Here is a 19352-nt window from a genome sequence, read left to right as displayed (position 1 = left end):
AGGGGTACATATATGTTGAAAAATGCAAACTGGTTTCAGTCATTTAAACGGTATGATCATAATATCCAGAAGTTGTTCATTGTTAATATCCTTACGCAAATAGGGCTTGGGATTTTTATGATTGTCTATAATTTTTATATAAGGGAGCTTGGGTTTGCCGAGACTGTAAATGGTAATGTCATCGCGGCTTCCTCACTGGCAGCGGCGATCATCTTGATTCCGGCTGGTATATTAAGCGATCGGATTGGCCGAAAGAAGATGATGATATTTGGTGTGTTTTTTAGTGGGATCTTTATGTTTTTGAGAAGTATCTTCGAGTTAGAATCACTGCTTTTGGTCAGTGCTTTTATTGCAGGGATAGCGATGGCTTTCATTCAAGTGACAGCAGTTCCATGGCTTGCAGAAAGTTCGACTAAAGAACAACGAGTTAAACTCTTTAGCTATCACTTTGCTGTTATAATGGGAGCAAACGTTGTTGGAAATCTTTTAGGAGGGACACTAACTGATTTGCTTTTACACGTCGTAGGTCTGAGTCCTGTTTGGAGTATCAGGCTGACACTTCTACTCGGAAGTCTCATCTTCATGATGGGAATCATCCCTTTATTAAAAACTACGGAAGTACCAAGAGAGAAAGAGAATAAAGCATTTACCTTTAAAAATTTCCAAGCCTCCATACCAAAGGGCCAATGGAAACTTATCTTTGCTTTCTCTTTTGCCTCTATTTTGGTAGGGTTCGGGTCAGGATTGGTCATTCCTTACTTGAATATGTACTTTGCAGACCGTTTTGGAACATCAAATTCTACCATTGGTTTAGTTCTTTCCCTAGGGCAGGCAGTCACTGCAGTTGCAATGATTATTGGACCTGCGGTAGTAAGGAGAGTAGGGGAGATGAGAGCGGTAGTCATTTTACAGCTTCTTTCCTTACCATTTATGCTACTAACCGCCTTTACACAGATTTTCTGGCTCGCTGCCCTCGGATTTTTATTTAGGCAAGCATTGATGAATGCGGCCAATCCGATTATTTCTTCGATGATGATGGAAAAAGTTGATAACTCTTTGAAGGGTTTTGCAAACTCCATTAATCAAATGGTCTTCTCACTCGGATGGGCAAGTATGGGTCCGGTCTCCATGACCATTGTTCTTTTGTACGGGGAATATTGGGGATATTCGATTGTATTCTCCATCACGGCTGTGCTTTATCTGACAAGTTCTATTTTCTTTTATATGATGTTTAGGGAAAAAACGACGGCAAGTTACCAAAAGACTATGGTAAAGACATCATAGTCTGACATATTTCTTGGGAAATGAAGAACAGTTATCGGCAATACGCGGTAATTGTTCTTTTTTTATTGCAGGGATTAGGCTGATATACAGGGAAATTAATAGCAAAGGGGGCTGGTTTGTAATGGTAGTAGAGAACTTGGAAATGTTTCTTCTTAAAGCCAAAAGTAAGTTGCATGTCATGGAGATTTTGCCATACTACAGTCTGCGCTGCTGTATAGTCACCCAAGGGGAAAGGTCGTTTTTTTCACTAAGTAAAAACCAAATGCAACTGGTGCAAGATGCAACGGTGGCTGATATTGTGATAGAAGGAACAAAAGAAGAAATATTGGAACTATTGAACGGAACGAAGATGAGAGATGTGAAAGGTTTGGCATTTAAAGGATCCTTCAGACATTTCTTGCTTATGGATTCCCTATTTACGCTTGTAAACCGCTCAGAAAGAAAAGAGGTATCTTAAAGGAATTGTCCTCGCCTATAACGAATTAAAGTAGTTAGATAAAGAGAATTTATAGGCGGTGTAGGAGAGTGTATCATATTATTGTCAACAAGATGGCTGGCAACGGAAAAGGACTTCGTATGTGGAAAGAAGCGGAGAAGTACTTAGAAGAGAAAAATGTAACTTATCTCGTTTCTTTTACTGAATATGCAGGTCATGCAGGTGAATTGATAGAAAATATAGATGAGAATTTGATTCATGCTGTTGTGGTAGTCGGAGGAGACGGTACCATTCATGAAGTGGTAAATAAATTGGTTCATAAAAAAGTGGCTCTCGGGATTGTTCCTGCCGGTTCTGGAAATGACTTGGCAAGAAGCCTTGGAGTCCCTTTTGCTGTGGAAGGTGCATTGTCTAGGATCTTAAAGGGTTCCTATCAACTGATAGATGTACCGAAAGTAGAAGAAGAGCATTATATTTCAATTGCGGGACTTGGGTTTGACGGAAAGGTTGCAGAAGTAACCAATAGGTCAAGGTCAAAACGTCTTTTGAACAAATTAGGTTTAGGCGACTTGTCGTATGTGCTGAATATTTTCAGAGTTCTTTTCACCTACCAACCGTCTGATGTTTCTATTGAAGTAGATGAAAAGTTTTATAAGTTTCAGGATGTTTGGCTGATAGCAGTAGCCAACCTCCCTTATTATGGAGGGGGAATCATGATCTGCCCAGATGCCTGTGGAACTGATGGAGAATTGGATATATGTGTGGTTTCTGGTATTGGAAGATGGGAGTTATTATTTGTGTTTCCCCTTGCTTTTAGAGGGAGACATATTAAACACCGAAATGTCACGATGTTTAGAGGCGCATCCATTAAAATAAGCCCAAGTTCCTCCATGGTCATGCAGTGTGACGGAGAAATCGTTCAAAATAAAACAGCTGATTTTAGCGTGGATGAGAATGCTTTAAAGATATTTTAAATAAGGAAAAAAAGTTTTTAATTGACAGGCTAATTATTACCGTGATACGATAACACTCGTTAATTCGAATTGCCCAAATACTTAATTTTAATTATATATGTTTATCTCTTATCGAGAGAGGTGGAGGGACGTGCCCTATGAAACCCGGCAACCGTCAACATGGAATTGTTGAAATTGGTGCCAATTCACACAAAGCATTTTGCTTTGATAGATGAGAGAAAGGACTTTTCTCATTTAATCCTTTCTGCTCATTGTTGCAGAAGGGATTTTTTATTTTCAAGGATTAAACAAACGTTTGTTTAAACTTAATTGGGTAAGCTAAAACAAGGAAAAGTAAGAAGGTAGGTGCGAACATGATTTCACTTCAGGGTGTAAAAAAAGTATTTAAAACGAAAAACGGAATAGTGACAGCTGTTGATAATATAGATTTATCCATCAACCAAGGAGAGATTTTCGGTGTTATCGGGTATAGTGGTGCAGGAAAAAGTACGTTGATCCGCATGCTGAACGGACTGGAAACACCAACTGACGGAGTGGTGGATGTAGCAGGAAGAAATCTTGCAAAAGTTAAGGGCAAGGAACTGAGAGAAGCACGCCAGGAAATCAGTATGATCTTCCAGCATTTCAATCTTTTATGGTCAAGAACAGTAAAAGAAAATATCGCATTTCCACTTGAGATTGCGGGAGTGAGCAGGTCAGAGCGAAACAAGCGAGTGGATGAACTCATCAAGCTTGTAGGATTAGAGGGAAGAGGAGACTCCTATCCATCTCAACTAAGCGGCGGACAAAAGCAACGTGTCGGAATAGCAAGAGCACTTGCAAATAATCCTAAAGTTCTTTTGTGTGATGAAGCTACTTCTGCATTGGATCCACAGACTACAGATTCAATCTTAGACCTCTTAGTCGATATTAATAAGCGTTTATCTCTTACTATCGTACTAATCACACATGAAATGCATGTTATCCGGAAAATCTGTCATCGAGTAGCGGTGATGGAAAATGGTAAGGTTGTGGAGCAGGGAGATGTACTAAATGTCTTCCGAAAGCCAGAACAGCCAATTACAAAACGATTCGTAAAACAGGTGACAGAACCAGAAGATACGCAAGAAACAGTGGAGCACTTGTTGGCTGAATTCCCACAAGGAAAAGTAATTCAACTAACATTTGTAGGGACTTCGGCAGAACAGCCATTAATTACGAATTTAATTCGCAGATTTCCAATTGAAGTGAACATTCTTCAAGGGAAAATCTCGCAGACTCAAAATGGAGCATATGGCACACTATTTGTGCACCTCGATGGCGAAGAAACGCAAGTTCAAGAGGCATTGAGATTTATCCGTGAGCAGCAAGTGGAGTTGGAGGTGATGACACATGCTTGAGAGAGTTAATTGGGACAAGATGTGGGAAGCAACCTTAGAAACTCTTTATATGAGCAGTATATCGGTTGTCGCTACGTTCATTTTAGGAATTGTTTTAGGACTATTATTGTTTTTAACAGCTAAGGGAAACATATGGGAAAGCCGATTAGTTAATGGATTGGTTGCTGCTTTTGTTAATATCTTCCGTTCGATCCCATTTGTCATTTTAATATTTTTACTTATTCCTTTTACAAGGTTCATTATGGATACAATTATTGGTGCCAACGCGGCATTGCCAGCTCTGATCATAGGAGCAGCACCCTTCTACGCAAGAATGGTGGAAATTGCATTACGTGAAATCGACAAAGGTGTCATTGAAGCAGCGCGTTCCATGGGCGCAAAAACTTCAGAAATCATCTGGAAAGTATTGATTCCGGAATCGATGCCAGCATTGGTTTCCGGTATAACGGTCACGGCAATTGCTATTGTAAGTTACACAGCAATGGCAGGAATCATCGGTGCAGGTGGGTTGGGTAACCTTGCATTTTTAGATGGTTTCCAGCGTAACAATTGGGAAGTAACACTTGTATGTACAGTCATCATCTTAATCATTGTATTTATCATCCAATTTATTGGAGATTTAATAACCAACAAACTAGACAAACGATAAGAAAGAGGGGACTAAATTATGAAAAAGGTTTTAAGTTTCGCTGTAATGTCATTATTAGTGCTAGTACTTGCTGCATGTGGCGGCGGTGAAAAAGGAATCGAGGAAGGTAAGCTGGTTATAGGTGCATCAAATGTACCTCATGCAGAAATCCTTGAAGAAGCAAAAACTTTATTAGAAGAACAGGGTATTGAATTAGACATTCAAACGTATACAGATTACATCATACCGAACCAAGCGTTACGTGATAAAGACATTGATGCGAACTTCTTCCAACATGAGCCATACTTGAAAAGCCAAATCGAAGAAAATGATTACGAATTTGTAAGTGCAGGTGGCGTTCACATTGAACCGATCGGTGTGTACTCCCAAGAGTATGACAGCCTAGAAGAACTACCTGAGGGTGCAGAAATCTTAATGAGTAACTCCGTTGCCGATCATGGCCGTATCCTTGCAATGCTTGAAGAAAAAGGACTAATTACGTTAAAAGAAGGTGTAGAAGTTACATCTGCATCTGTAGATGATATTGAAGAGAACCCTAAGAATCTTGAGTTCAATACTCAGTTTGAAGCGGCATTCTTACCGCAAGCATACTTGAACGGCGACGGAGATGCAGTACTGATTAACGGTAACTATGCACTTGGCGCTGATATCGATCCGGAAAAAGAAGCAATTGCTTTGGAATCTGGCGAAAACAATCCTTACGTAAACCTTATCGTTGTTCGTGAAGAAGATAAAGATAATGAACAGATCAAAGCATTGGTAGAAGTGCTTCAATCTGATGAAATCAAAGCATTCATTGAAGAAGAATACAAAGGATCTGTGCTTCCTGCAAAGGCATCTGATGAAGAATAAGATTTGAATAAATAACTCCGGACTATATTTATGGTTCGGAGTTATTTTTTTTTGTAATAATTGAATACGAACCTCCCACCTAAACAAATACTAACTTTGTGAAAAATAAGGATGGGAGTTGTCTTCAATGGAACAACATTACGAGCCGAAAAATTATGCAGAAGCAGCACTTCATGATTATAAAGTAGGACTAGGTGTATTTTCTGAAAAAATGCCAGAGCTTGCGCATCACTACAACGAGTTTACAGAAGCTTGTTTTAAAGAAGGCGTACTCGATAAAAAGCAGAAACAATTGATTGCTCTTGGTGTGAGTGTGTATTCCCAAGATGAATATTGCATTGTTTATCACACAAAAGGTTGCTTAGATCAAGGTGCAACAGAGCAGGAAATCCTGGAAGTTTGTGGCGTGACAGCGGCATTTGGAGGCGGCGCGGCAATGAGCCAATCCGTGACGTTGGTGCAGTCTTGTATTAGTGATTTTAATGAATTGAAGAATTGAAGCATTGATTAGTGGAGAGTCTGACCTTTTGGGGTTGGGCTTTTTTATTTGAAAAAGGTTTTTACATGATTTTTGTGGGGATTTTGCATGAAAACTAAAGAAATGTCACTGTTTTAAACTTGCTTAAAATGGTTCGGTCAATTTTTACATCAGTTCGGACATTCTTCTTCTATTTTACTAGGGTGTTCGGACAATTGTGCTGCAGAGGTTAATTGCCAATCACAACATGCACCACCAGTATCCAGATTTAACATCAAAACAAGACCAAAAGCATCGATTACATCAGGACAACCAGAACGCCCTAGCATTCAAGAGGAATTCTAAGTCTCCTATCAACCACCTTCCCTAATTACCCCACAACCACCAATATCCCCAGTAATCGCTCCATACTTCGTTTGGATAATTTAACCACCCCTGCTATGATTAATAAGGTGTTTACTACAAATACTTTGAGGGTATCAGAAAACTGGTACGAAAAATCAACACTTATAAATAGGAAGGGAATGGTTTATTATCCATCAGGTACACGTAAAGTACACAGGTGAAATGGAGAAGGCAATGTATCAAGCTTATGGTTTTGGTTATGAGGAGTACTCAAATAAGCTCTCAAAACTCTTAGAAGTGGAGCAGAAACGAGAAAAGGATTACCAAAGAAGCTTGAAGATTGTTGAAGAAGTAGACCGTAATTTCCGCCCATAAAACCTGAAACAGCAGCAAACTGACAGGTTGACCATATAATATAGAAGAAAAGGGTTCGTGTTATTCTCTACCAAATGAGAATAACGCAGACCCTTTTTGTTGTTTATTAGATATCCCCGGTTAATTGTAGTGCAAGTTATGAGACTCCGGCGGGAGGTAGCGGTAGGTTGAGACCCCTGAAGCGTTGTGAGGAGGCTTAAGCACCGCCCCGCGGAAAGCGAATAACTGGAACGGAAATTAACCGGGAGTTAAATTAAATAATTTTCCTTAGAAAATTCGACTTTCCCCCCTTATATTCGTTATAATTTGAGGGTATCTTACACAAGGCGGAAAAGGTTGCTATCACTTTCTATTTGTTATAAGATTGTAATGAGAATAAAATGAGAATTAAAACAAGAATGTGTTTTCATATAGGAACACAAGAACATTGGAGGTTACAGTTATGGGTTCAACGTTAACGATTAAAGATTTACATGTATCCATTAATGATAAAGAGATTTTAAAGGGTGTAAATCTTGAAGTAAAAGGCGGAGAGATTCACGCAATCATGGGTCCTAACGGAACAGGAAAGTCAACGCTTTCTTCTGCAATCATGGGACACCCTAAATATGAAGTAACAAGCGGAAGCATCACATTTGATGGGGAAGATGTTCTTGAAATGGAAGTGGATGAGCGCGCGCAAGTAGGCTTATTCCTTGCAATGCAATACCCAAGTGAGATCAGTGGTGTAACAAACGCGGACTTCTTGCGTTCTGCTATCAACGCTCGCCGTGAAGAGGGCGATGAGATCTCCCTAATGAAATTCATCCGTAAAATGGACAAAAACATGGATTTCTTGGAAATGGATCAAGCAATGGCACAGCGTTACTTAAACGAAGGTTTCTCCGGTGGGGAAAAGAAGCGTAACGAAATTCTTCAATTGATGATGATCGAGCCTAAGATTGCGATCCTTGATGAGATTGACTCTGGTCTTGATATCGATGCATTGAAAGTAGTTTCTAAAGGAATCAATGAAATGCGTGGAGACGACTTCGGTTGCCTTATCATCACTCACTACCAACGTTTATTGAATTACATCACTCCTGACCACGTTCACGTAATGATGCAAGGCCGCATCGTGAAGTCCGGTGGCAAGGAATTAGCACAACGTTTAGAGGCAGAAGGTTATGATTGGATTAAGCAAGAACTAGGTATCGAAGACGAAACAGTCGGTCAAGAAGCGTAAGCAAGGAGGATTATCATGACGTTAGAGACGAAATTACCGTTTGATCAAGACTACCTTACTAACTACTCCAAAGAGTCAGGGGAGCCTCAGTGGCTGTTAGATCTTCGCTTACAAGCTTATTCCTTGGCAGAAGAGCTGCCATTACCTAAGCCTGATAAGACGAAGATTACAAACTGGAATTTTACAAACTTCCAGAAGCACACTGTAGAAACTTCCATTACTTCTGTGGACCAATTGCCTCAAGAGGTAAAGGCGTTAGTAGATGGAGAAAATATATATGTTCAAGTGGATAACACACCAGTGGTATCTACTCTTAAAGAAGAACTAAAAGCACAAGGCGTTATCTTCACAGATATCATCACTGCTGCAAAAGAGCACAGTGACCTTGTGAAAAAGTACTTCATGCAAGATGGTGTTAAAGTTGATGAGCATAAGCTGTCCGCTTTACACGCTGCATTAATGAACGGCGGAGCATTCCTTTATGTTCCTAAGAACGTTGTCATTGAAGAGCCGATCCAAGCGATCTACCTTCAAGACCAAGCAGAAGCAGTGTTTAACCATGTACTAATCGTTGCAGAAGACAATAGTGCGGTTACTTATGTAGAGAACTATCTGTCCAATAATGATGGGGATGGTTCCATCTTCAACATCGTGACAGAAGTTATCGCTAACGGAAACTCTAAAGTGCAATACGGCGCTGTAGACAACCTTGGAAAAGGTGTCACAACTTACGTTAACCGCCGCGGAGTAGTTGGACGTGACGCGACTCTTGAGTGGGCATTAGGTCTGATGAATGATGGCGACACTATTTCAGAAAACGTAACAAACCTTATGGGTGACGGCTCTGTTGGAGATACAAAAACAGTAGTGGTTGGACGTGGAGAGCAAAAGCAAAACTTTACGACGAAAGTTGTACATTTTGGTAAAAACTCTGACGGTCAAATCCTTAAGCACGGCGTGATGAAAGACAGCGCTAGCTCTGTATTTAACGGTATCGGTAAAATTGAGCATGGTGCATCCAAGTCTAATGCCGAACAGGAATCTCGCGTGTTAATGCTTAGTGAAAAAGCTCGTGGAGACGCAAACCCGATTCTTCTAATTGATGAAGATGATGTAACGGCAGGCCACGCAGCATCAGCTGGCCGCATTGATCCACTTCAGCTTTACTACTTAATGAGCCGCGGAATTTCCAAGAAGGAAGCAGAGCGCTTAGTAATCCACGGATTCTTGGCTCCTGTAGTAAATCAATTGCCAATCGAGTCGGTTAAAAACCAGTTGATTGATGTAATTGAAAGGAAAGTGAAGTAATGAATATCCAGGAGATACGTCAGCAGTTTCCGATTTTGCATCAAGAGGTCAATGGAAATCCGCTTGTGTATCTGGATAGTGCTGCTACATCTCAAAAGCCGCTAGCGGTAATTGAGGCGTTGGAGAAGTACTATAAAGGGTATAACTCCAATGTTCATCGAGGAGTTCATACTTTGGGTACGAGAGCGACAGACGGTTATGAAGGTGCACGCGATAAAGTAAAGAATTTTATCAACGCAGCCCACAGGGAAGAGATAGTCTTCACTCGTGGAACAACGACCGCTCTGAATCTTGTAGCTGGCAGCTATGCACGCACTAACCTAACGGAAGGCGACGAAATAGTTATCACCTACATGGAGCATCATAGTAATATCATTCCATGGCAACAGGCGGCAAAAGCCACTGGCGCTACTTTAAAATATATCCCGCTGACAGAGGACGGAAGCCTGTCCTTATCAGATGTGGAAGCTACCATCACGGAAAACACGAAAATTGTTTCCATCATGCAGATTTCTAACGTATTAGGAACCATCAACCCGATCAAGGAGATCGCTGAAATTGCCCATAAAAATGGGGCAATCATGGTGGTCGACGGTGCCCAAAGTACTCCACACATGAAAGTGGACGTACAAGATTTAGACTGCGACTTCTTCGCACTTTCTGGTCATAAAATGGGTGCTCCAACGGGAATTGGAGCTCTATACGGGAAAAAACACCTGCTTGAGAACATGGAACCTATTGAGTTTGGTGGGGAAATGATCGACTTTGTCGGACTGCAGGAATCCACTTGGAAGGAGCTGCCGTGGAAGTTTGAAGGTGGTACCCCAATTATTGCGGGTGCGATCGGACTTGGCGCAGCAATTGACTTCCTGGAGCAGGTGGGAATGGACAATATCCTTGCCCATGAACATAAACTTGCAGATTATGCGATGAACCGCATGTCCGAAATCGAAGGAATCACCATTTACGGTCCACAAAAAAGAGCAGGACTTGTTACATTCAATATAGACGACGTACATCCACATGATGTAGCTACAGTGCTGGATGCTGAAGGAATTGCTGTTCGTGCGGGACATCACTGTGCACAGCCATTAATGAAGTATCTAAACGTTTCTTCCACTGCACGTGCTAGTTTTTACCTGTACAACACAGAGGAAGAAATTGATAAGCTAGTAGCATCATTAGTGAAAACAAAGGAGTACTTTAGTAATGTCTTTTAATAATTTAGATACTCTCTATCGTCAAGTGATTATGGATCATTATAAAAATCCGCGCAACAAAGGTACAATCGAGTCTGATAGCATCACTGTCGACATGAATAACCCTACGTGCGGTGACCGCATCCATTTGACACTTCAAGTGGAAGATGGAAAAGTAGCGGATGCAAAGTTTGATGGCGAAGGATGTTCCATTTCCATGGCATCTGCATCCATGATGACCCAAGCAGTAAAAGGGTTAGAAGTGGAAAAAGCGCTCGAGCTATCTCAGATCTTTTATGATATTATGTTAGGCAAAGAATATGACGACGAAGCGATGGACTTAGGGGATCTCGAAGCACTTCAAGGTGTGGCAAAATTCCCGGCACGTATCAAATGTGCCACTCTTGCATGGAAAGCCATGGAAAAGGGAGTCAAATCGGAATAAGCAAGGCAAGATAGGGAGTGATAGTGCGGCAATATACGCCGCACTGTTGCTCACCTCTTGAATGGAGGGAATAAAATGGCTAAAAAAATGCCTGAAATCGGCGATTACAAGTATGGTTTTAAGGACAAAGACGTTTCCATTTTCCGTTCCGGCCGTGGTCTTACGAAAGAGATCGTTGAAGAAATCTCTCGTATGAAGGAAGAGCCTCAATGGATGCTGGATTTCCGTCTTAAATCATTAGAACATTTCTATAACATGCCAATGCCACAATGGGGCGGCGATTTAAACAGCTTGAACTTTGATGAAATTACGTACTACGTAAAACCTTCTGAGAAGTCTGAGCGTTCTTGGGATGAAGTACCTGAAGAAATCAAACAGACGTTTGACAAATTAGGTATTCCTGAAGCAGAACAAAAATATCTTGCAGGGGTATCTGCTCAGTATGAATCTGAGGTTGTATACCACAACATGCAAGAAGACTTAGAAGATCTTGGTGTAGTGTTCAAAGACACAGACACAGCATTAAAAGAAAACGAAGACATCTTCCGTGAGCATTTTGCAAAAGTAATCCCGCCAACTGACAACAAGTTCTCAGCATTGAACTCTGCAGTATGGTCTGGTGGATCTTTCATCTATGTTCCAAAAGGTGTTAAAGTGGAAACTCCACTACAAGCATACTTCCGAATCAACTCTGAGAACATGGGTCAATTCGAGCGTACGCTTATCATCGTAGACGAAGGCGCACATGTACACTATGTTGAAGGCTGTACTGCACCTGTTTACACAACAAACTCTCTTCACAGTGCGGTAGTTGAAATCATCATCAAGAAGGATGCTTACTGCCGTTACACGACGATTCAAAACTGGGCGAACAACGTTTACAACCTAGTTACGAAACGTGCAGTGTGTGAAGCGAATGCAACGATGGAGTGGATTGACGGGAATATTGGTTCCAAGTTAACGATGAAATACCCGGCGGTTATCCTTAAAGGTGAAGGCGCTCGTGGTATGACTCTTTCCATCGCATTAGCAGGTAAAGGCCAGCACCAGGATGCAGGGGCGAAAATGATTCACCTTGCACCAAACACGTCTTCCACTATCGTTTCTAAATCCATCTCCAAGCAAGGTGGTAAAGTAACATACCGTGGAATCGTACACTTTGGTAAAAAAGCTTCTGGCGCACGCTCTAACATTGAGTGTGACACACTAATTATGGATAATCAGTCTACTTCTGATACGATCCCTTACAACGAAGTGTTCAACGACAACGTTTCTCTTGAGCACGAAGCAAAGGTTTCCAAAGTATCCGAAGAGCAACTGTTCTATCTTATGAGCCGTGGCTTATCTGAAGAAGAAGCAACAGAAATGATCGTAATGGGCTTCATCGAGCCATTCACAAAAGAACTACCAATGGAATACGCAGTAGAAATGAACCGTCTGATCAAGTTCGAGATGGAAGGTTCAATTGGGTAACATTTAGTTATAAAAAAACCTTGGCGTGCTTGCATGCCAAGGTTTTTATTTATGGAGTGCTATTTGATTATTTAAGTTATTTGAACCTTTCCCCTTCACACGCTTCAAGGTTGCCACTATAAGAAAACTGACAATTACGAGCAATAACCAAGAGCTGACCTTTCCTAAATGGACAAGACTCCAAGCCTCTGTTTGATTCGGATATTCCCAAGCTCCAAAGAAAGTTGCGATATTTTCAGCGATCCAAATAAAAAATCCGATAAGGACAAATGAAAGGGCGATGGGCATACGGTAACTCTTTTCACCAACTTCATACCGTACCCAAGACTTCCAAAACAGAATAATGACTAAAGTAGATAACCACCAACGAATATCGATCCAATAATGATGAGTGAAAAAGTTCAAATAAATGGCTGCTGCGAGCGATACCACAGCCCAAAAAGGAGGCCAGTCAACAAGCTCCACATTCATTCTTCTCCAAGCCTGGCAAAGATAACTCGCGACACTTGCATACATAAACCCGCTGTATAATGGCACCCCAAAAAGCTTGGAGTAGCCTTCCTCGGGATAGGACCAAGACCCCATGTGTACCTTGAAGATCTCAAGTGCCAATCCGATAACGTGAAACAAAGTGATGACTTTTAATTCATCGCGCGTTTCCAAACCAGATCGTAACATCCACCATTGCATCAGAATGCAGATAACCAGAAGCCAATCATACCGTGGAAGGAAGGGGAGAGGAATCACTTGAGTTATGCCTAGGGAAGCAAAAATAACGACAGGAAACACGCAGGATAATGCCTGTTGCCAACCGAAACGGACGAGCTGTTTGAATGCGCCAAAGATGGACCATTCGTTCTTCTTTTTCCCTGAGCCAATTTCCATTTTCTTATCCATTTTGGGATTCCTCATTTTCACTTCGATATTCTAAAATATCTCCAGGCTGACAATCCAACGCCATGCAGATAGCCTTCGCTTTACCATTTTCTGAAATTGATAGGTTTTCCATCGTTATCCCTACCCTCTCTGATAGTTCTGTTACACTCATTTTTCGTTTTGCCAATATTACATCTACATTTATAATAATCGCCATGTTCTCACCTCAGGCCGTTAAATCTTTTTCTTATTTTATATCAATGGCATTCTTCAGGAGCTTTTGAAGAACGGCTGCATATACCGCAATCATCACGAAAATGATGAACAGACAGAGTAGAATGATACCACGAGTGTCGTCTCTTCTCCGATGATGTAAGGAGCGGAAGAAATAGGACGTAAAAGGAGCTGATGGTCATTGCGCAATATTAGATTGTCTTTAACGCTTTTACAGGTAGCTCGAAAAATGCATTGTTTTTGTCAAAATAGCTTAAAAGTTTTAATGCTTGATATAATGCAAAAAAACCAATCAAAAAGGGATATTGCAAAAAGGCTAGTTTAGAATATTGTTCGGCTGCTTCTTTAGTAAGAGACGGCAGCAAGAAGATAAAAAAAGCAAGGAACAGGGTCCCGATAAGCAATACTTCTAGCTTTAAAAATCCTGTTTTATGAAGCATGATAGCACCCCAATTAACATATGATTTATTGAATATAACATAAAATTTATTGTTAAACAATAAATTATTAGTAAAACTAGAACTTTGAGGAAGCATTTATTCATTCTACCTGTACCAATAAATGGAGAGTCTACATATATAATTTCTTCAAGGAAACACTAATAGGGGAGTAGTGGGATATCCTAAAAAAGGTGAAAGGAAGCATGATATGAGCTCTCTATTAGGCTCCTTAAAGGATAAATTAAGTGATAGTGATGATTTCTTTGTAATAGAAGAGGAATTCAATCAGACCAAGTTTGAGATTATTGGTGTACGGAGTCTAGTTGATATAGCCAAATCATTGGAACTAATTGAAAAACATGTGACGACAGCGACCCTCATGCATAAAGGAGTGCTGGACTACTTAATCAGTAATGGAAAGAAAATAAGCAAGGAACATGAAATAATCACTGCTGTCTTAGAAGGTGAATTGATACTAGTCTTAGAAGATTGTGAAAATTTCGTGGTAAGTTTAGAACCGATAAGAGTGTCATTAAGCAGACCGGTGGAAAAGCCTACGAATGGCAGTGTATTGCAAGGTCCATTAAACTCTTTCAATGAAGAAAGGTTAGTGAATATTGGGATACTCAGAAAAAGATTGGTATCTGATCAGCTGCGAGTGAAAGATTTTTTGATAGGGAAAAGACAGAAGAAAAATGTATCAATCAGCTACGATGCCAAAAGTGTAAATAAAATGCTTTTACAAAAAACAATAGAACTGTTAGAGAACGGATCAGAGATAGAATTACAATCGATACAGGATTTAATGAAAGTACTAAAACTATCCCCATGGAGTGCAGTTGGTAGAATTCATGCTACAGAAATACCCCAACAAGCCGCTAGTTGTTTGGTGAAAGGGAAAGTGGTTGTTTTTATCGATGGTTTTCCGTTTGCTTATATACTGCCGAGCACTTTTTGGGATATTTTTATTTTAGAAAATGATAAAAACTTTCCTATGCCAATTACCGTTTCCATTCGAGCATTAAGATTAATCGGAGTGTTGATTGCGTTAATTGCCCCTGGGTTATATGTTGCGCTGGTTGCGGTCAACCCGGAGGTCTTACGGATTGAATTGGCCTTATCGATTGCACAAAGCCGAAATGGTGTTCCATATCCTGCGTTGGTGGAAATCATTCTAATGCTTGTGATTTTGGAATTAATTGTAGAAGCAAGTATCCGGTTGCCCCAAAGTATCGGACCAACCATTACCATGGTAGGGGGATTATCCTTGGTCAAGCAGCTGTTGAGGCTAAATTGGTCAGCAATCTTCTCATTATAGTGTTGGCGGCAACAACCATTGCCAACGCAACCGTCATTGGCTACCAGAATTTGATCACCATTCGGATGTTGAAGTATACCATTTTGATTTTAGCGTCTATATTCGGTGTTCTAGGTATCATGGCAGGAGTGTTTTTGATTTGTGGATATTTTGCCAGTATAAATACGCTTGGCGTCCCGTATTTAAATATGGATTTTTCAAAGGATGATATTAATAGTGGATAAAAGCTGGCAGGTAATTTTCATATATTTGTTGACTCATCTTGGTCTAATTTTCTTTCTCTACCCAGCCAATATTATAGGTAGTTCTAATGAGTCCCACTGGATACCTATTTTGCTAGGTGTACTGCTTCATATTTGTGTTGTTTATTTGTATTTGAAAGGTTTGGCCTTTTTTCCTGGTAAGGATATCATTGAAATTTACACACAAGGAGGACAGTTATTAAAGGTACTCTTCCTTCTTCCGATTTTTGCGTATTTTATGATGGCGATGATTATTTCCGTCCGTGCATATTCAGAAATCATAACCATAGTGTTTTTATCCAATACACCGCTCTGGGCCATTATGCTTTTATTATTGGTTATCACTTGTTATATGGCCATCAAGGGGGTAGAAGCCATCTTTAGGACCGGGGTGGTAATTGCCTATCTTTTTTTGCCGCTCATTATCTTTGTCATGTTTTTTTCTTTTCAAAATGTGGATTGGAACTACCTCTACCCTGTTTGGAATTCTGACTTTTCCTTCCTAAAGAAACAGGATTTCTTAAATAGCTTTTTTGCTATAGGTGGAGGGTTTTTTGTTTCTTGGTTTTGTACAACCATATTTTTCTTACAAGAAAAATATGGTTTTTTGGGGAATTGCTTTGGTTGTTCCATGTTTCTTTCTTTCAGTCTATGTCCCAATCCTTACTTATGGTCAGGCTACTGCCTCTACTTTTTTCTTTCCTTTTGTCATGACATTGGATGCAATCAACATCACATGGCTGATGTTTGATCGCGTCACTATATTTTTCTTATTGAGTTTAATAACCTTCATCATGCTGTTCCTTTCATTAGTAATGTGGAAGGCAGTAAGAATCGCCCACTCGTTTATTCCCATTGTAAAACCATCTTATTTGGCTCTTGTTTTTACTTTGAGCATCTTTCTAATATGTCTCTTGATTCCTAACTGGAGTGATGTAGAAGAACTCTTTAGCTGGAATACCTTTTTTCGATTTTACGTCCTGATTACCGTACCATTATCATTATTGTGCATGGGGATGCTCTCAAAGGGAGGAAAGAAGCATGGTGCTTAAAAAGCTTGGACTTTGTATAATGTTTGTGTTTGTTCTTAGCCTAGCAGGATGTTGGGATAATAAAGACATTAATCATAGAACGATGCCAGTGGTTCTTGGGATTACTAAGAACCAAGAAGAATATAAGCTGTTCTTGCAAGTACCTCAGGCAGCAAGGGGACAAGTACGAACAACTATCGTGAGAGAGACGGGTAGCACGATTAACCAAATTATTGATAAGATGAGCGCAAATTTGGAGAGCAACGTAGATCTTTTACATGCCAAAGTCATCATTGTCGACAGAAGTTTGGCTGAGGAAGGAATGAAGGATTTAATATCTGGTTTCATGAGGTCAAGGGATGTTCCTTCCAAAGCGTTAATGGTCATTAGCCAGAATGATATAGAGGAATTATTTACCGCACTGGAAAACCAGGAGCATTCTGAAGAAACGGTGTTGTTGGATTTCTTTGAAAAAAATGCAGGCTGGAATCCGCAAATTCCGATTACAAGGGTATGGCATGTCTATCATAGCATTCATTCCTATACGAAAGACGTTTCCATTGCCATGATAAGCAAAGGGGAAGATTCTCTATGTGAATTTGTCGGAGGGGCAGTCATCAAAAACGGGAAAATGGTTGATATGATAGACTCCGATGAAACGTTGCTTTACAATGCCTTTAATGATGAAAGCAATCAAGGAAAAATTGAAGTGATGAATGAAGGAAGTGTCATGATTTTAGGAAACAGAATGAATCATGATAGTAAAATAGTAGATGGAAGGCCATACTTTCATTCCGAATTACGGTTGAATGTGATGGTTTTAGAAACTAAGGAAGATGCTTCGAGAGAGGAAATAAGAAAGGCGTTGACAGCCTTGCTTCTGGAAAGGTACGATAAGATGTTTTCAAAAATTCAATCAAGTGAAGCTGATATCCTCGGAATTGGACAGTATTTTCGAAAAGAGTTATCTAGAGAGAAATTAAAAAACTGGCGTTCAAAATATTATCCAAAGCTCGTATTTACACAAGATATCAAAATTAATATCCAAAACGAAGGGAATTTAAGAATGCCAGCGGACGAGGGTTCCTAAGATATATGTAAATGCCTGCAAATCCATACTTCCCTTGCAGGCATTTATTTTTCCCATAGGGAGTAATTTACCCTACTAAATCATTATCAATGGTATCCACGACTTTCGTTTTTTCCAAATAATCATTTATTTTCAAACTCGAATATATGAATCCTGCAGCAATTAATGCACCAAATATCCAGCCATTTACCTTCATAAAGAATAGTATTCTATCATACCCGTCCACCCCATAAACACCGATAAGATAATACTTTAATCCTGCACCCACAAGACCTCTTAGTGCACATACAGCAGTAATAAAATAAAAGGTAGGCAGAATGGTTTTGTGTCGATAAAGCTTTAAGCTTTCTTCTCGCTTATGACCCTGTAAATAGGCAATGTCAGCTCCAAAATAAAGTGCTAAAGGTTTTTTAATAAGCATGGTACCGAGAATCAATATGCCAAATCCAGCAGATACATATACCGAGTTTTGAAGCATAGTAAAGGCATCACCTGAAAGGATATCAACCAGCGTGCTCACTAAAAGAGAAACCATAATAAATATCCCTGTCACATTAAACTGCCTCTCAACAGCGAAACGGACTATGGTGTAGACAAATCCCGGCGCAGTGGAAAGCAATATTGCATAGTAGTCTCCAAGCGGTTCTTGTCCAAATTTCCAAATCAGATAAGGTAAAGCCAAATAGAATAGTAAGTCAAAAACAACAATCTTATTTTTCATAGCGCCTCCGAAAGTATCAATGATACATTCATCATACCAATTACTCCCATATTCTGCACTATAAACATGAGAAATTACCTTCAGTTATGATAAAATGTAAAAAATGAGGTGAAGCGGATGATTTATGTTGGGGTGACAGGCTGGGGAGATCATGATTCGTTATATACTGCGGGTATTGCACCTAGGGACAAACTGCTGGAATATGGTGCCCACTTTCCTACCGTAGAGGTGGATGCTTCCTTTTATGCCATTCAACCGAAACAGAACGTAGAAAAATGGGTTGCGGATACACCGGAAAGATTTCAGTTTATAGTAAAGGCATATCAAGGAATGACTGGTCATCAGCGTGGTGAGATACCTTTTGACACAAAAGAACGAATGTTTACAGCTTTTAGGGAATCTATTGAGCCTTATGAAAAGGCTGGAAAAATGGCGATGGTTCTTTTTCAGTTTCCACCATGGTTTGAATGCAAGAAGGAGAATGTCGATTATTTAAGATGGTGTAAAGAGCAAATGGGAGATACGAAAGTGGCCTTGGAGTTCCGTAACCAGACTTGGTTTCAGTCTGCCTATCATGACAGAACGCTGAAGTTTATGGAAGAGGAAGGGTGGATTCATAGTATTTGTGATGAACCACAAGCGGGAACAGGGTCTATTCCGACCGTCCTGCATCCTACAGATCCAGACAATACTCTAATACGCCTGCATGGAAGGAACGTTCATGGTTGGACAAAGCCTGCATCAGGAAAGGAATGGAGAGAGGTTCGCTATTTGTATGATTATAACCTTAACGAACTAATGGAATGGAAGGCGAATCTAGAAAGGTTAACTCCATCATCTAGTAACATCTATATGTTATTCAACAATAACTCTGGAGGCCATGCAGCTGGAAATGCCAAACAGATGATTGACCTATTGGGTGTCGAATACACAGGATTGGCACCAAGGCAATTAGATTTATTTTAGAGGAGAGAAACG

The 19352-nt window shown here is 40.2% G+C and carries 20 protein-coding genes, 3 pseudogenes and 1 riboswitch; of the genes and pseudogenes, 18 read left to right on the top strand and 5 right to left on the bottom strand.

What is annotated here, in order from left to right; all coding sequences use genetic code 11:
* Window positions 1–12 precede the first annotated feature (12 nt).
* The 7 genes from B4U37_RS18570 (at window position 13) to B4U37_RS18540 (ending at window position 6073) form a co-directional block, all read left to right on the top strand.
* Entirely contained in the window at window positions 13–1284 is a 1272-nt protein-coding gene (locus B4U37_RS18570; RefSeq protein WP_088019432.1) for an MFS transporter, read from the top strand.
* A gap of 121 nt (window positions 1285–1405) precedes the next feature.
* A complete protein-coding gene (locus B4U37_RS18565) occupies window positions 1406–1741 on the top strand; it encodes a hypothetical protein (protein WP_088019431.1) in 336 nt (111 codons plus the stop codon).
* Between the two features lie 68 nt (window positions 1742–1809).
* Window positions 1810–2694: a diacylglycerol/lipid kinase family protein gene (locus B4U37_RS18560; protein WP_088019430.1), complete on the top strand. Its 885-nt coding sequence runs from the start codon at window positions 1810–1812 to the stop codon at window positions 2692–2694.
* Window positions 2695–2799: 105 nt separating this feature from the next.
* A riboswitch (SAM riboswitch) is annotated at window positions 2800–2912 on the top strand.
* A 135-nt stretch (window positions 2913–3047) separates the two neighbouring features.
* Window positions 3048–4073 carry a methionine ABC transporter ATP-binding protein gene (locus B4U37_RS18555; protein ID WP_088019429.1) on the top strand — a complete coding sequence of 342 codons (1026 nt, stop codon included), beginning with the start codon at window positions 3048–3050 and terminating at the stop codon, window positions 4071–4073.
* Window positions 4066–4722, top strand: coding sequence for a methionine ABC transporter permease (locus tag B4U37_RS18550; RefSeq protein ID WP_010196658.1), 657 nt, complete (start codon window positions 4066–4068; stop codon window positions 4720–4722). Before B4U37_RS18555 ends, B4U37_RS18550 begins: the two co-directional genes overlap by 8 nt.
* A gap of 18 nt (window positions 4723–4740) precedes the next feature.
* On the top strand, window positions 4741–5574 hold the full coding sequence (locus B4U37_RS18545; protein ID WP_088019428.1) for a MetQ/NlpA family ABC transporter substrate-binding protein: 834 nt from the start codon (window positions 4741–4743) through the stop codon (window positions 5572–5574).
* Between the two features lie 127 nt (window positions 5575–5701).
* Window positions 5702–6073, top strand: a complete 372-nt coding sequence (locus B4U37_RS18540) for a carboxymuconolactone decarboxylase family protein (protein WP_088019427.1) — start codon at window positions 5702–5704, stop codon at window positions 6071–6073.
* A 149-nt stretch (window positions 6074–6222) separates the two neighbouring features.
* On the opposite strand, the gene B4U37_RS22090 is transcribed toward B4U37_RS18540, so the two are convergent.
* Window positions 6223–6381, bottom strand: a complete 159-nt coding sequence (locus B4U37_RS22090) for a hypothetical protein (protein ID WP_157663833.1) — start codon at window positions 6379–6381, stop codon at window positions 6223–6225.
* A 250-nt stretch (window positions 6382–6631) separates the two neighbouring features.
* Between B4U37_RS22090 and B4U37_RS22085 the strand changes: the two genes are divergently transcribed.
* From B4U37_RS22085 to sufB, 6 genes are all read left to right on the top strand, one after another.
* Window positions 6632–6772, top strand: a complete 141-nt coding sequence (locus B4U37_RS22085; protein ID WP_198317048.1) for a YuzK family famiily protein — start codon at window positions 6632–6634, stop codon at window positions 6770–6772.
* 442 nt (window positions 6773–7214) lie between these two features.
* Entirely contained in the window at window positions 7215–7997 is a 783-nt protein-coding gene (sufC, locus tag B4U37_RS18535; protein ID WP_088019426.1) for a Fe-S cluster assembly ATPase SufC, read from the top strand.
* A 15-nt stretch (window positions 7998–8012) separates the two neighbouring features.
* Window positions 8013–9305 (top strand): Fe-S cluster assembly protein SufD, encoded by a 1293-nt coding sequence (sufD, locus tag B4U37_RS18530; RefSeq protein ID WP_088019425.1) that lies wholly within the window; start codon window positions 8013–8015, stop codon window positions 9303–9305.
* Window positions 9305–10525: a cysteine desulfurase gene (locus B4U37_RS18525; protein ID WP_088019424.1), complete on the top strand. Its 1221-nt coding sequence runs from the start codon at window positions 9305–9307 to the stop codon at window positions 10523–10525. Before sufD ends, B4U37_RS18525 begins: the two co-directional genes overlap by 1 nt.
* Window positions 10515–10949, top strand: coding sequence for a Fe-S cluster assembly sulfur transfer protein SufU (gene sufU, locus B4U37_RS18520; RefSeq protein ID WP_010196645.1), 435 nt, complete (start codon window positions 10515–10517; stop codon window positions 10947–10949). The genes B4U37_RS18525 and sufU overlap by 11 nt, the downstream gene beginning before the upstream one ends.
* A 75-nt stretch (window positions 10950–11024) precedes the next feature.
* A complete protein-coding gene (gene sufB, locus B4U37_RS18515) occupies window positions 11025–12422 on the top strand; it encodes a Fe-S cluster assembly protein SufB (protein ID WP_010196644.1) in 1398 nt (465 codons plus the stop codon).
* Between the two features lie 45 nt (window positions 12423–12467).
* Here sufB and B4U37_RS18510 read toward each other — a convergent pair whose 3' ends face one another.
* From B4U37_RS18510 to B4U37_RS18500, 3 genes and pseudogenes are all read right to left on the bottom strand, one after another.
* Entirely contained in the window at window positions 12468–13307 is an 840-nt protein-coding gene (locus tag B4U37_RS18510) for a DUF817 domain-containing protein (RefSeq protein ID WP_088020366.1), read from the bottom strand.
* A gap of 4 nt (window positions 13308–13311) precedes the next feature.
* Window positions 13312–13515, bottom strand: a complete 204-nt coding sequence (locus B4U37_RS18505; RefSeq protein WP_088019423.1) for a helix-turn-helix domain-containing protein — start codon at window positions 13513–13515, stop codon at window positions 13312–13314.
* Window positions 13516–13545: 30 nt separating this feature from the next.
* Window positions 13546–13975: pseudogene (locus B4U37_RS18500) on the bottom strand (DUF2975 domain-containing protein).
* 205 nt (window positions 13976–14180) lie between these two features.
* On the opposite strand from B4U37_RS18500, the pseudogene B4U37_RS18495 reads away from it, so the two are divergent.
* The 4 genes and pseudogenes from B4U37_RS18495 to B4U37_RS18485 all read left to right on the top strand — a co-directional run bounded on the left by B4U37_RS18495 (window position 14181) and on the right by B4U37_RS18485 (window position 17653).
* A pseudogene (locus B4U37_RS18495) lies at window positions 14181–15514 on the top strand (spore germination protein).
* Window positions 15495–16043: pseudogene (locus B4U37_RS22620) on the top strand (GerAB/ArcD/ProY family transporter); the annotation flags it as partial. The pseudogenes B4U37_RS18495 and B4U37_RS22620, both read left to right, overlap by 20 nt.
* Before the next feature lie 43 nt (window positions 16044–16086).
* Window positions 16087–16584, top strand: coding sequence for a GerAB/ArcD/ProY family transporter (locus B4U37_RS22470; RefSeq protein ID WP_245840012.1), 498 nt, complete (start codon window positions 16087–16089; stop codon window positions 16582–16584).
* The gene (locus B4U37_RS18485; protein WP_088019422.1) at window positions 16574–17653 is read left to right on the top strand and encodes a Ger(x)C family spore germination protein; all 1080 of its coding nucleotides are present in this window, start codon (window positions 16574–16576) and stop codon (window positions 17651–17653) included. The genes B4U37_RS22470 and B4U37_RS18485 overlap by 11 nt, the downstream gene beginning before the upstream one ends.
* Window positions 17654–17720: 67 nt before the next feature.
* Here the strand turns inward: B4U37_RS18485 and B4U37_RS18480 are convergent, their stop codons facing one another.
* Window positions 17721–18374, bottom strand: coding sequence for a VC0807 family protein (locus tag B4U37_RS18480; protein ID WP_088019421.1), 654 nt, complete (start codon window positions 18372–18374; stop codon window positions 17721–17723).
* 117 nt (window positions 18375–18491) lie between these two features.
* On the opposite strand from B4U37_RS18480, the gene B4U37_RS18475 reads away from it, so the two are divergent.
* Window positions 18492–19340, top strand: coding sequence for a DUF72 domain-containing protein (locus B4U37_RS18475; RefSeq protein ID WP_088019420.1), 849 nt, complete (start codon window positions 18492–18494; stop codon window positions 19338–19340).
* The last annotated feature ends 12 nt before the right edge of the window (window positions 19341–19352 follow it).

This window comes from Sutcliffiella horikoshii (genome assembly GCF_002157855.1).
Lineage (GTDB): Bacteria > Bacillota > Bacilli > Bacillales > Bacillaceae_I > Sutcliffiella_A > Sutcliffiella_A horikoshii_C.
Note: the sequence above shows the minus strand (reverse complement) of the source record. Positions and strands in the feature narration are given on the sequence as shown.

Excerpts from the sequence above, each read along its gene's own strand:
- sufU (WP_010196645.1), top strand. The coding sequence starts at position 10,515 with ATGTCTTTTAATAATTTAGATACTCTCTATCGTCAAGTGATTATGGAT.
- sufB (WP_010196644.1), top strand. The coding sequence starts at position 11,025 with ATGGCTAAAAAAATGCCTGAAATCGGCGATTACAAGTATGGTTTTAAG.
- B4U37_RS18570 (WP_088019432.1), top strand. The coding sequence starts at position 13 with ATGTTGAAAAATGCAAACTGGTTTCAGTCATTTAAACGGTATGATCAT.
- B4U37_RS18475 (WP_088019420.1), top strand. The coding sequence starts at position 18,492 with ATGATTTATGTTGGGGTGACAGGCTGGGGAGATCATGATTCGTTATAT.
- sufD (WP_088019425.1), top strand. The coding sequence starts at position 8,013 with ATGACGTTAGAGACGAAATTACCGTTTGATCAAGACTACCTTACTAAC.
- B4U37_RS22090 (WP_157663833.1), bottom strand. The coding sequence starts at position 6,381 with ATGCTAGGGCGTTCTGGTTGTCCTGATGTAATCGATGCTTTTGGTCTT.
- B4U37_RS18550 (WP_010196658.1), top strand. The coding sequence starts at position 4,066 with ATGCTTGAGAGAGTTAATTGGGACAAGATGTGGGAAGCAACCTTAGAA.
- B4U37_RS18525 (WP_088019424.1), top strand. The coding sequence starts at position 9,305 with ATGAATATCCAGGAGATACGTCAGCAGTTTCCGATTTTGCATCAAGAG.
- B4U37_RS18505 (WP_088019423.1), bottom strand. The coding sequence starts at position 13,515 with ATGGCGATTATTATAAATGTAGATGTAATATTGGCAAAACGAAAAATG.
- B4U37_RS18510 (WP_088020366.1), bottom strand. The coding sequence starts at position 13,307 with ATGGAAATTGGCTCAGGGAAAAAGAAGAACGAATGGTCCATCTTTGGC.
- sufC (WP_088019426.1), top strand. The coding sequence starts at position 7,215 with ATGGGTTCAACGTTAACGATTAAAGATTTACATGTATCCATTAATGAT.
- B4U37_RS18565 (WP_088019431.1), top strand. The coding sequence starts at position 1,406 with ATGGTAGTAGAGAACTTGGAAATGTTTCTTCTTAAAGCCAAAAGTAAG.
- B4U37_RS18540 (WP_088019427.1), top strand. The coding sequence starts at position 5,702 with ATGGAACAACATTACGAGCCGAAAAATTATGCAGAAGCAGCACTTCAT.
- B4U37_RS22085 (WP_198317048.1), top strand. The coding sequence starts at position 6,632 with ATGTATCAAGCTTATGGTTTTGGTTATGAGGAGTACTCAAATAAGCTC.
- B4U37_RS18555 (WP_088019429.1), top strand. The coding sequence starts at position 3,048 with ATGATTTCACTTCAGGGTGTAAAAAAAGTATTTAAAACGAAAAACGGA.
- B4U37_RS18545 (WP_088019428.1), top strand. The coding sequence starts at position 4,741 with ATGAAAAAGGTTTTAAGTTTCGCTGTAATGTCATTATTAGTGCTAGTA.
- B4U37_RS18485 (WP_088019422.1), top strand. The coding sequence starts at position 16,574 with ATGGTGCTTAAAAAGCTTGGACTTTGTATAATGTTTGTGTTTGTTCTT.
- B4U37_RS18480 (WP_088019421.1), bottom strand. The coding sequence starts at position 18,374 with ATGAAAAATAAGATTGTTGTTTTTGACTTACTATTCTATTTGGCTTTA.